At 39.9% G+C, this 12,338-nt stretch carries 9 protein-coding genes; 6 read left to right on the top strand and 3 right to left on the bottom strand.

The features are described from left to right. Window positions 1–108: 108 nt before the first annotated feature. The 3 genes from PVK62_RS07480 to PVK62_RS07470 all read left to right on the top strand — a co-directional run bounded on the left by PVK62_RS07480 (window position 109) and on the right by PVK62_RS07470 (window position 3,123). The gene (locus PVK62_RS07480) at window positions 109–684 is read left to right on the top strand and encodes a hypothetical protein (RefSeq protein WP_274443784.1); all 576 of its coding nucleotides are present in this window, start codon (window positions 109–111) and stop codon (window positions 682–684) included. Between the two features lie 105 nt (window positions 685–789). Next, a complete protein-coding gene (locus tag PVK62_RS07475; RefSeq protein WP_274443783.1) occupies window positions 790–1,857 on the top strand; it encodes a methyltransferase in 1,068 nt (355 codons plus the stop codon). A 27-nt stretch (window positions 1,858–1,884) separates the two neighbouring features. Beyond that, a complete protein-coding gene (locus PVK62_RS07470; protein ID WP_443111764.1) occupies window positions 1,885–3,123 on the top strand; it encodes an NAD(P)/FAD-dependent oxidoreductase in 1,239 nt (412 codons plus the stop codon). Between the two features lie 83 nt (window positions 3,124–3,206). On the opposite strand, the gene PVK62_RS07465 is transcribed toward PVK62_RS07470, so the two are convergent. Continuing rightward, window positions 3,207–3,803, bottom strand: a complete 597-nt coding sequence (locus PVK62_RS07465) for a VOC family protein (RefSeq protein WP_274443781.1) — start codon at window positions 3,801–3,803, stop codon at window positions 3,207–3,209. A 207-nt stretch (window positions 3,804–4,010) separates the two neighbouring features. On the opposite strand from PVK62_RS07465, the gene argS reads away from it, so the two are divergent. Next, on the top strand, window positions 4,011–5,744 hold the full coding sequence (argS, locus tag PVK62_RS07460; protein ID WP_274443780.1) for an arginine--tRNA ligase: 1,734 nt from the start codon (window positions 4,011–4,013) through the stop codon (window positions 5,742–5,744). A gap of 105 nt (window positions 5,745–5,849) precedes the next feature. Here argS and PVK62_RS07455 read toward each other — a convergent pair whose 3' ends face one another. Continuing rightward, window positions 5,850–7,718, bottom strand: a complete 1,869-nt coding sequence (locus tag PVK62_RS07455) for a methyl-accepting chemotaxis protein (RefSeq protein WP_274443779.1) — start codon at window positions 7,716–7,718, stop codon at window positions 5,850–5,852. A 253-nt stretch (window positions 7,719–7,971) separates the two neighbouring features. After that, window positions 7,972–8,421, bottom strand: a complete 450-nt coding sequence (gene yfbV / locus PVK62_RS07450) for a terminus macrodomain insulation protein YfbV (protein WP_274443778.1) — start codon at window positions 8,419–8,421, stop codon at window positions 7,972–7,974. 318 nt (window positions 8,422–8,739) lie between these two features. On the opposite strand from yfbV, the gene PVK62_RS07445 reads away from it, so the two are divergent. Both PVK62_RS07445 and pta read left to right on the top strand, forming a co-directional pair. Then, window positions 8,740–9,936, top strand: coding sequence for an acetate kinase (locus PVK62_RS07445; protein WP_274443777.1), 1,197 nt, complete (start codon window positions 8,740–8,742; stop codon window positions 9,934–9,936). Between the two features lie 101 nt (window positions 9,937–10,037). After that, complete coding sequence (gene pta / locus PVK62_RS07440) at window positions 10,038–12,203, top strand: phosphate acetyltransferase (protein ID WP_274443776.1); 2,166 nt, start codon at window positions 10,038–10,040, stop codon at window positions 12,201–12,203. The last annotated feature ends 135 nt before the right edge of the window (window positions 12,204–12,338 follow it).

The following is a 12,338-nucleotide window of genomic DNA, read 5'->3' as shown; positions in this document are numbered from 1 at the left end:
TTATTTCCCTACTCGTATAGGATATATGAATTCAGTGACTTGGCGCAAATACAAAAGTGGCAAGCCATACGGTAAATTAATATGAAAATAAATAATAAGGGATTAATTATGTCATTTTACAAACCATGCTTACTCGCTACTGCCGCCATTATACTATCCGGTTGTGCAGGCGTTATTCCTCTGACGGATAAAGTAACTGGTGAAGATTTAATTCAAACCAACAAACCGGTTTACACCTTAGTAAACCTGCATCCTGATGAAAAAAGAATGAAGCTTTATTCTGTTAACTTTCAACAAGATGGTTTAATTCCCGTTTGTACTCAAGTTAATATTGTTGATGTGACAAATAAAAATTTAACCTTCAAAATTAGCAGTACAGATAAGCAATATAACTTAACGAAACACAAATCCTCCCCTGATTTTTCTAAATATCTAAGTCATTATTTTGGTACTGAATGTAATAACTCAAAAATAAAAAAACTCAGTGCTCTGGATCAAAAAGGGATAAAAAAAGGAGTAGTTACAGAAGGGATGACTAAAGAAGGGGTTAAATATGCGATTGGCTTCCCACCAGAGCATAAAACTCCTGACTTAAATAGCAATAAGTGGCGATATTGGAAAAATAGATTTAACACCTTTAACGTTGAATTTAAGGATAATAAAGTCTCCAATATTATCGACTAATCTATTGAACTTTAATAAATATCAGTGGTTTCTTGCTTTTAAACAAAGTTTGTCTCAGCACCACTGATATGATCATTTTCATCTTCTAACACTATGGCTAATTTCGTGACTCAATATAAAAACGACCCTTTTAATGCACTAGAAGCAAAAACAGAAGCACAGAAACTTTCTTTTGCCCCTATCGTTTTTCAAACCGCTCGTACTCTCAGAGATCTTGGTATTCTTGCCGCGCTAGATAAAGCAACTGATCAAGGCTTAAATGCCGTTCAATTATCTCAAGAGACTGGCGTCTCTGAATATGGCGTTAAAGTCCTTCTTGATATGGCACTTAGCGCACATATTGTGACATGGGATGAGCCAAATTACGTACTTGCTAATCTTGGGCATTTTTTATTGCACGATGGCATGACTAATGCGAATTTAGATTTCACTGCCGATGTTTGCTATGCCGCAATGATGCACCTAACAGAAGCAATTCAGGAGGGCACTCCTGCTGGCTTGAAAGAGCTTGGGGATTGGCCAACTATCTATGAAGGCTTATCTCGACTGCCAGAAAAAGCAAAAGAGAGCTGGTTTAAGTTTGATCATTTCTATTCTGACCGTTCATTTCCTATTTTATTAGAAAAAGTATTAAGCAAAAAACCTAAGCGTCTTTTTGATATTGGTGGTAACACGGGTAAATGGGCACTGCAATGCTGTAACTACGATCAAGATGTGAATGTCACGATTATTGATTTGCCACAACAGATCGAAATGGCCCTAAAAAATGCAGAACAACAAGGCTTTGCTGATCGTATTAATGGTCATCCAACTAACATGCTAGATAAAACACAGCCTTTACCTCAAGGTGCTGATGTGTGGTGGATGAGCCAATTTTTAGATTGCTTCTCCCCTATGGAGATTTTAAGCATTCTAAAACGCGTTCGTGCCGCAATGTCTGCTGATGCAACCGTTTATATTCTTGAGCTATTTTGGGATGAGCAAAAATACGATGCTGCATCATATAGCTTAAATGCGACGTCACTATACTTCACCTGTTTAGCTAACGGTAATAGTCGCTTCTATCGTTGCAGCGATTTCTTAGAAATTATTGAAGAAGCAGGTTTTGCCGTTGCTGAGCAAACTAATAATATTGGTTTAGGTCATTCACTACTTGAGCTTAGAGCTAAATAGGAGCCATCTGTGCTATCAAAACAATCAATCAACTCAGAATCAACTCAAGTTGCTATTATTGGTGCCGGTCCGTCAGGTTCGATTGCTGCTGCGTTATTAAAAAAACACAATATTAATTGCATCATCTTAGAGAAATCTACATTTCCTCGCTTTTCAATTGGTGAGAGTTTGCTTCCTGCCTGCATGGAATCAATTAAAAAAGCAGGAATGCTTGAGGCTGTAGAAAAAGCCAATTTTCAATATAAGAATGGGGCCGCTTTTCATTTTGATGGTTCGTTTACTTCATTTGATTTTACTAATAAGTTTTCAGAGGGTGCAGGAACCACTTATCAGGTTCAGCGTGGTAACTTTGATAAAGTGCTTGCTGACAGTGCTCAAGAGCAAGGGGTAGACATTCGTTACCAACATGAAATTACTGATGTTGATGTCTCTCAACCTAAAGCGATCCTTTCTGTGTTAGATACTCAAGGTAACCCTTATAACATTGAAGCAGATTTTATCTTAGATGCAAGTGGATTCGGTCGTGTATTACCAAGATTGTTAAACCTAGAAGAACCGTCTTGCTTACCACCACGAAAAGCCATTTTCACCCACATTACTGACAATATTGTTAACGAAAACTATGACAGAGATAAAATCCTTATTTCTGTACATCCAATCAACACGCAAGTATGGTACTGGCTAATCCCATTCAGTAATGGAACCTGTTCTTTTGGTGTGGTTGGTGAGCCTGAGTTTTTTGCAGATTACCCTAGTGATAATCTCGAGGCATTAAAACAACTGGCAACTGAGGATAACAACCTCAAGCAATTACTTGCCAATGCCGAGTACCCAAATCCATGTGGTGAGATCATGGGTTATTCAGCCAATGTCACCAAACTGTTTGATCGTAACTTTGCACTTTTAGGTAATGCTGGTGAATTTCTTGACCCTGTATTTTCTTCTGGTGTAACCATTGCGATGAAATCGGCAGAGTTAGCTGCAGAGTCGTTGATTAAGCAATTTAACCAAGAAGAGGTTGATTGGCAGGTTGATTACTCAGATAAACTAATGAAGGGCGTAAATACCTTCCGTTGCTATGTGGAAGGTTGGTACGAAGGGTCATTCCAAGATGTTATCTTCCATGAAGATTCAAACCCTAAAATTAAACAAATGATCTGTGCTATTTTGGCAGGTTATGCGTGGGATGAAGAAAACCCTTTTGTTGCTGAACCAGAGCGCCGTTTAAAAGTGGTCGCTGAATTATGTAAGCCATTAGCTCAGTAAATCTTCATAATAGATAAATACCTAAAAAAGGCATCCAAACTCTGGATTGGATGCCTTTTATATTTTTTAGATATTAAGCCTATTTAGGCCTGCTCACTCTCGATAACCGCTTTGAGGCTATGTGGATGAAGCTTTATACATACACCTTGATATTTAAAAGCAACGGTATAATTTGCAATTCGCTCTGCATCACCTGATGGACAACTCTGTTTAACTTTTACACCCAAAGACACTAAGTTATCCCACTTCTCTTTTAGCGTTGGGAAGGTTTTTAATACGTAATCTAAAAACGCCTCTTGAGAATCTACAGCACATGGGATCACCCACTCTATATGCTCCCAACCTTGTTGCGGGTAACTTTTTCCGCTCGGATATGGCAACTCTAAACATTCAATAGACCAACCACTAACCTCTAAAGGTTGATTAAAGCCTAGTGCAATGATTGGGCGACCATTGATCTCATTATTTGACCATTCTTCAGCTTGTTGTAACCACGCTTGATGAGCGGCTTCTGCAACCTCTCGATCATTAATTCGTAGGGCAATATGATCTGCTTGATATTGAGTTAAATCAATCTCTAATACATCCAGTAATGCTTGAATCCTCCCAATGAAAGAAGGCAAGGCAGTAATCAATTGCTGAGGCTCTAATTGTTGCTGTTTTAATAATAGTGATGACATGAAGGCAACCTAACGGTAAAAAGGAGAAACCGAATTGTATCAACCTCTTTACTTGATGTTTAGAACCTTTCGAAAAATAGCCCCTAAGTTGCAATAAAAAATAACAGAAACTATTAAATATCCCCTGTTTTATTGCTATTATTACCCACTATTTTGCTTTCCATGCAACAGCATTCCTGTTTAACAGCGATATGAAGGATAACCTCTTTGAATATTCAATCACTTATTAACGACAAAGTTTCTCAAGCCTTAGAAGCAGCAGGCGCGCCAGCAGGCAGCCCTGCCGCCGTTCGTCAATCTGCAAAAGCACAATTTGGTGACTACCAAGCTAACGGCGTAATGGGCGTAGCTAAGCGACTAGGTACAAACCCACGAGAATTTGCTCAGAAAGTACTGGATGTTTTGGATCTTGATGGCATCGCTAGCAAAACTGAAATTGCAGGCCCTGGCTTTATCAATATTTTCTTATCAGAAGAATTTCTAGCACAACAAGCAGAAGCAGCATTAGCTGATGAACGCCTAGGTGTAGCTAAAGAAAAACAACAAAACATCGTTGCAGATTACTCTGCGCCAAACGTTGCAAAAGAAATGCACGTGGGTCACTTACGTTCAACTATCATCGGTGATGCTGTTGTTCGTACTCTTGAGTTTTTAGGTCACAACGTTACACGCGCTAACCACATCGGTGACTGGGGTACTCAATTTGGTATGCTTATCGCAAACCTTGAGCGCATTCAAAAAGAGAAAGGCGAAGTTTCTATGGAACTGTCTGATCTTGAAGGTTTCTACCGTGAATCTAAAAAACTGTATGACGAAGACGAAGAGTTTGCAGTAACAGCTCGTGGCTACGTTGTAAAACTTCAAGGCGGCGATGAGTTCTGTGCAGAAATGTGGAAGAAGCTTGTTGACGTAACTATGGTTCAAAACCAACGCAACTACGATCGTCTAAACGTGTCACTGACTCGTGATAACGTAATGGGTGAAAGCATGTACAACAGCATGCTTGCTCCAATCGTTGCTGATCTTCAAAAACAAGGTCTAGCGGTTGAGAGTGATGGCGCTCAAGTGGTTTACCTTGACGAATATAAGAACAAAGATGGCGAGCCTATGGGCGTTATCGTTCAAAAACGTGATGGCGGCTTCCTTTACACAACCACTGATATTGCTTGTGCTAAATACCGTTTCGAAGAGCTGAATGCTGATCGTGTTCTTTACTTCATCGATTCTCGTCAACACCAACATCTAATGCAAGCATGGACTATTGTTCGTAAAGCGGGCTATGTTCCTGAGAGCGTATCTTTAGAGCATCACGCGTTTGGTATGATGCTAGGTAAAGATGGTCGTCCATTTAAAACTCGTGCAGGTGGTACGGTTCGTCTGGCTGATCTTCTTGATGAAGCAGAGCAACGTGCAACCACACTAATCGAAGAGAAAAACAAAGATCTATCTGCTGAAGAAAAAGCAAAAATTGCGACTACGGTTGCAATGGCAGCAGTTAAGTACTCTGATCTTTCTAAGCACCGTACGACAGATTACATCTTTGATTGGGACAACATGCTTGCATTTGAGGGCAACACAGCGCCTTACATGCAATATGCTTACACTCGTGTTGCTTCTATCTTCAGCAAAGCTGGCTTGTCTATGGATGAGTTAACGGGTGAAGTTAAGATCTCTGACGAGAAAGAAAAAGCACTTGTTTCTAAGTTAATGCAATTTGAAGAAGCCGTTCAAGCAGTAGCAAGTGAAGGTCAACCTCACTTAATGTGTGCTTACCTATTTGAACTTGCTGGTCAATTCTCTAGTTTCTACGAAGCGTGTCCAATTCTTAACAATGAAGATGACGCGGTTAAGCAAAGCCGCCTGAAACTAGCTGCACTAACCGCTAAAACAATCAAACAAGGTCTAGACCTATTAGGTATTGAAACGCTAGAGCGTATGTAATATCAACAACCTAGCCGAATAAAAAATGCCGCTAACGTGAGTTAGCGGCATTTTTGTATTAATATAAGCAGCAAGAGTACGTAAACTCTTACTGGCATATTTTCGTTAAATCTTAAACTGAGATACTTGCTCATTTAATGAATCAGCATGCATTTTTAGCTCTTGAGCTTGGCCTAGGCTGCTCTGAGCCGATAACATGATATCTTCACTGGTCTCTTTTATCGTCATCGTATTATCATTCATTTCAAGAATCACTTGGCTTTGTTCTTCTGCAGCAGTAGCTATCTGAGTCGCCATATCTGAAATTAATGAAATAGCTTGGTTACTTTCATTCAAACTTTCAGCTAGATGATCGATGTCATTCACTGTTCCTTCAACCGTTTGTTTATTTGACTCCATTGCCTCAACTACTTTACTTGTCGATTTTTGCAATGTTTCAATCATTGAATAAATCTCTTGCGTTGAATCTTGTGTTCGTTTCGATAATACACGAACTTCATCTGCAACAACGGCAAAACCTCGGCCTTGCTCACCAGCACGAGCTGCTTCAATCGCCGCATTCAATGCCAATAGATTCGTTTGTTCTGCAATAGCTTGAATCGTTACCAAAATCCCAGAAATAGAATTTACATGGCTATTTAACTCACTAATCACATCTGTCGTATTTGATACTTCAAGAGCCAATTGTTGAACAGAGTGGCGTGTCGAACTCGCTAACGTTAATCCATCTTCAGAATTTTTCGTTGATTGCTGTGCTGCCGTCGCTGTTTGTGCAGCATTCATCGCGATATCGCTCGCCGCTCCGGACATTTGATTCATCGCTGTTGCTACAGAAATCAGATGTTCTTGCTGACTTGCTAAACTCTTCATTGTTAATTGGCTATTTTCCACACCATGTGACGCGTCTTTTTCTAAATCCACACTTTGTTGATTGATATGACGGATCAGAGCGTGTTGGCTATCTGTAAATACATTAAAGCTGTTTGCCAATTCACCAATTTCATCATGAGATTCGATTTTTAAGCGCTGTGTTAAATCGCCATTACCATTAGCAATAGTACCTAATGCATGCGTAATTCGTAATAATGGAGCAAACATCACATTCATAACATAAACCATGATAAGAATACTAAGTAACAAAACAATACCTGCACTCAATAACTGATTGGTTAATTGTACTTTTAATGGCGCGTCTAATGTTTCTTTATCAATCGCAAGTAATAACGTCCAATTAAGATCTGGGATTGTTATTGCCCAAACCAATTTATCTTTGCCTTGAGAATCAAAGATCACTTGAGTAAGTTGTTTATTTTTAGATGCTTGTTCTACCTGTTGGATATTTAGTTGAGCACTCACTTTCGATATTGATTTTTGAACTAACTCTTTATTTTTGTAGGCAATGATCTTACCGTCTTTATCAATAAGTAAGGCTTCCCCATTATCAGGTAAAGCCATTTCTGATACTTGCTTAATTAGAGTAGCAATTGATAAATCCGATGCCACAACTGCATCATCAGTGGCTTTTGCTATTGTCACTACTGTATCTTTTAAAATTGGCTCTAGATAAGGCGAGGTTACTAACGTTGAGCTTTGCTTTTGAGCATCCATATACCAATCGGCATCACGTAGATCTAAGTCTGTTACGTCAAGAGTTGGATCAGACGTAAGCAAACGGCCATCATAATAAGTATAATAACTAATTAAAAACCCACCTGAACTTTGTGCCAAATACAGTAAATCTTCGCTATCATTTTTGTGATTAGCTAAACCATTTACAATATTTATTCTAAAGTTCATCCACTCATCAATTTTTGTTGAGTGCAGATCAGAAAGGCGATTTAATTGTTGTAATGCCGTTTCATACACATGTTTTTTTTGCTCAGAGTAACTCTGCCAAGAAAGAAGAAAAACAACAGAAACTAGCGACAAAAGGGTAATAAAAAGAATTTTTTTCTTTAATGAATAATTTTTCATATATACAACTAATAAATATGTTTTGTTAAAAAAACAAAATACACTTTATGCTTATTGTGAAAACACCATCGATGAAATCAAACTTATCCTTAATAAACTTCATTATTGAGTATCATTTAAGCGTTAAAAATGACTGACAACTTGTCAGTCATCACGGACAAGAAAGCCGAACATCTAAGGCTACTCTTAAACGTTCAGCTCTCATTTTTACCTTTTAAAGGGATTGCTGTGAGCAATTTATACTAATATTTCATTAAAACCAACGTTCAAATTCACTACGATCTAACTGTTTAAACGCCTTATTTAAAATGTTAGCTAACTCTTTATAACGTGGTTGGCTCTTCATTGGCTCTAATGCAGCCCCTGATTCAATAATTTTTTGATATAACTCACGATACCAATTTGCTAATGCTGGTGGTAATACTGTATTTGCTCGATTACCTAACCACCAAAACCCTTGTAATGGCATACTTAGTGCGAATAGAGCAATAATAATCGCTTGCGGCAACGCGGCAGTATTATTGAAAGCCATTTGAGTCAGAACACTAATAACAGCAACAGCTGGCATTACCTTTACAGCAAACTTAGTCGCTTTAATCACTCGTTGCTCTGGGAACATTGGAGCTAACTCTTTTCGCTCAGGCCAAGCATCCATGTAAGTCTGACCGTCTCGAAATCGGAATAGAAAACCGTTTTCACTCATATTGCCCCCTTAATTTCTAAACAAAAGTTTAATTATTCAAAAAAATAGAGAATAAACTTGATTAGAATTAATATTATCTTAAAATATTTTTGTTATCTTAGCGCACAATCGTTATCCTATGCGCTGATTTATTTTTTAGCTGTAGTTCTACTATAAGCTAAAAAAGGATAAATCAGCAAGGACTGCTGTAATGCTCTTTCTAAGGATAGCCAACTTTTTTATGCAAATGCGGTAATAATTTTTAAATTAACTGCATTTGTCATTGTTATGTCACTACGGCATAACTTTAATTACTGATGAATAAATAGGTATTTATACATGTCTAAGCTGGTTTTAGTTTTAAACTGCGGTAGTTCTTCTCTTAAATTTGCGGTTGTTGACGCAGAATCTGGTGCTGAGCACTTAACTGGTCTTGCTGAGTGTCTTGGTCTTCCTGAAGCTCGTATGAAGTGGAAACTTGATGGCAAACATGAAGCTCAACTAGGTGAAGGTGCAGCACACGAAGAAGCACTAGCATTTATGGTAGAAACTATTCTTGCTTCTAAGCCAGAGCTTAAAGCTAACCTAGGCGCTATCGGTCACCGTATCGTACACGGTGGTGAGCAATTTACTGCATCAGCACTTATCACTGATGAAGTACTTAAAGGCATTCAAGACGCTGCAACTTTTGCACCTCTTCATAATCCTGCTCACATCATCGGTATCGAAGCTGCTAAAGCAAACTTCCCTGAGCTTCAAAACGTTGCTGTATTTGACACTGCTTTCCACCAAACAATGCCTGCAGAGTCTTACCTATACGCTCTACCGTACAACCTATACACAGATCACGGTATCCGTCGTTACGGCATGCACGGTACTTCTCACCTGTTCATCACTCGTGAAGTAGCTGGTCTACTAAACAAGCCAGTTGAAGAAGTTAACATCATCAACTGTCACCTAGGTAACGGCGCATCTGTATGTGCTATCAAGAACGGCGAATCTGTAGATACTTCTATGGGTCTTACTCCTCTTGAAGGTCTAGTAATGGGTACTCGTTGTGGTGATATCGATCCTGCGATCGTTTTCCACCTACATGACGCACTAGGTTACTCTGTTGAGCAAATCAACAACATGCTAACTAAAGAGTCTGGCCTACAAGGTCTAACTCAAGTGACTTCTGACTGTCGTTTCGTTGAAGACAACTACGGCGAGAAAGAAGAAGCAACTCGTGCGATGGATGTATTCTGTCACCGTCTAGCTAAATACGTTGCAGGTTACACAGCAACTCTAGAAGGTCGTCTAGACGCTATCACTTTCACTGGCGGCATCGGTGAAAACTCTGCTCCAATCCGTGAAATGGTTCTTAACCGTCTAGGCATCTTCGGTATCGAAGTTGATAGCGAAGCTAACCTTAAAGCGCGTTTCGGTGGTGAAGGTACTATCACTACAGCAAACAGCCGCATCCCTGCAATGGTTATCTCTACTAACGAAGAGCTAGTAATCGCAGAAGACACAGCTAAATTAACTGGTCTATAATATATCTCCTAAAAGGCTAGCCATTAGGTTAGCCTTTTTTCTTTCTATGGCTTTATTTTTTCAATAAGGTCTCTTGCCCCAATAGTGTAGAGGAATCTTCCATGTCTCGTACTATTATGCTTGTTCCAATCAGTGCTGGTGTTGGTCTAACTAGCGCAAGTTTGGGTGTTTTACGTTCTATGGAACGTAAAGGCGTAAGCGTTTCTTTTTACAAACCTATCTCTCAACCTCGTCACGGTGGTGATCAACCTGATCTAACTACTTCAATTGTGACTAGCAGTAGCGATATTAAAGCAGCAGAACCTACAACAGTTTCTCGTGCAGAAGAACTTCTACGTAACGATCAAACTGATGTTCTTTTAGAAGAAATCGTTGCTCGTTATAAGTCTATCAGTGAAGACACTGATGTGACGCTTATCGAAGGTCTTGTTCCTACTCGTAAGCACCCATTTGCTAACCAATTAAATGGTGAGATAGCAAAAACTCTGGGCGCTGAGATTGTGTTTGTAGCTACTCCTGGTACAGATAATCCTTCTCAACTTAAAGAGCGTATCGAAGTAGCATGTTCTAACTTCGGCGGCACTAAGAACAAACAAATCGCTGGCGTTATCATCAACAAGTTAAATGCACCTGTTGATGAAGCGGGCCGTACTCGCCCTGATCTATCTGAAATCTTTGATGATGCAGATGCAACGTCTAAGACTAACCTTGAAGTAATGCAAATCTTCAACTCTAGTCCTATTCGCGTTCTTGGCTGTGTGCCTTGGAAAATCGATCTAATCGCTACGCGTGCTATCGATATGGCTAAGCACCTTAATGCTGAAATCATCAATGAAGGTGAAATCGCGACTCGTCGTATTAAGAGCATCACTTTCTGTGCACGTTCTTTACCGCACATGATTGAGCACTTCAAGCCAGGTTCTTTATTAGTAACTTCTGCTGACCGTCCTGACGTTATCGTTGCTGCATGTCTTGCTGCAATGAACGGCGTTGAAATCGGTGCAATCTTACTAACTGGTGGTTACGAGATCCCTAAATCAATCGCTGAACTTTGTAAGCCTGCACTAGATGCTGGTCTTCCAATCTTCACAGCGCAAGGTAACACTTGGCAGACTTCTCTAAATCTACAAAGCTTCAGCCTTGAAGTTCCTGCAGATGATAAAGAGCGTATTGAGTTTGTTAACGAACACGTTGCTAGCCACATTGATGGCCCTTGGATTGACTCTCTATCTGAAGGTACTGAAGGCATCCGTCGTCTAAGCCCACCAGCATTCCGTTACCAGTTAACTGAATTTGCTCGTAAAGCGGCTAAGCGTATCGTTCTTCCTGAAGGTGATGAGCCTCGTACAGTTAAAGCTGCGGCTATCTGTGCTGAGCGTGGTATCGCGACTTGTGTTCTTCTTGGTAACCCAGAAGAAATCCGTCGTGTTGCAGCTCAACAAGGTGTTGAACTTGGTGCTGGCGTTGAGATCATCGATTCTGCTGCTGTACGTGAAAACTACGTTGCTCGTTTAGTTGAGCTACGTGGCGCGAAAGGCATGACTGAAGTTGTAGCTCGTGAGAAACTACAAGATTCAGTATTCCTTGGTACTATGATGCTTGAAGCGGGTGAAGTTGACGGTCTTGTGTCTGGTGCGGTTCATACCACAGCAAACACTATCGTTCCTCCATTCCAAATCATCAAAACAGCACCTGATGCTTCTATCGTATCTTCAATCTTCTTCATGCTTCTGCCTGATCAAGTTCTTGTATACGGTGACTGTGCGATCAACCCAGATCCAACAGCTGAGCAACTTGCTGAAATCGCTATCCAATCTGCTGACTCTGCAGCGGCATTTGGTATCGACCCTCGCGTTGCAATGATCTCTTACTCTACTGGTGAATCTGGTAAGGGTGCAGACGTTGATAAAGTACGTGAAGCAACAAAACTTGCTCAAGCAAAACGTCCTGATCTAATGATCGATGGTCCTCTACAGTACGATGCTGCAATCATGGAAAACGTAGCTGCTTCTAAAGCACCTAATTCTCCTGTTGCAGGTAAAGCAACTGTATTTGTATTCCCAGACCTAAACACTGGTAACACAACATACAAAGCGGTTCAACGTTCTGCTGACCTAGTATCTATCGGTCCAATGCTTCAAGGTATGCGCAAGCCAGTAAATGACTTGTCTCGTGGTGCTCTAGTAGACGATATCGTGTACACAGTAGCTCTAACGGCTATCCAAGCTTCTCAAGCAGAGCAAGCTGAAGAAAAAGTAATTAACTAATTTTATACTCTAGTAATAGAGTGTAGTTAACGAAAATAGAAAGACACGCGATGAAAATTGCGTGTCTTTTTTTATGTCTGTTCAACCCATAAAAAAACGAGAACCAATTGGCTCTCGTTTTTATTTATCACTTTA

This window comes from Aliivibrio sp. S3MY1 (assembly GCF_028765575.1).
GTDB lineage: Bacteria > Pseudomonadota > Gammaproteobacteria > Enterobacterales > Vibrionaceae > Aliivibrio.
This window is presented reverse-complemented; position numbering and strand designations above follow the sequence as displayed.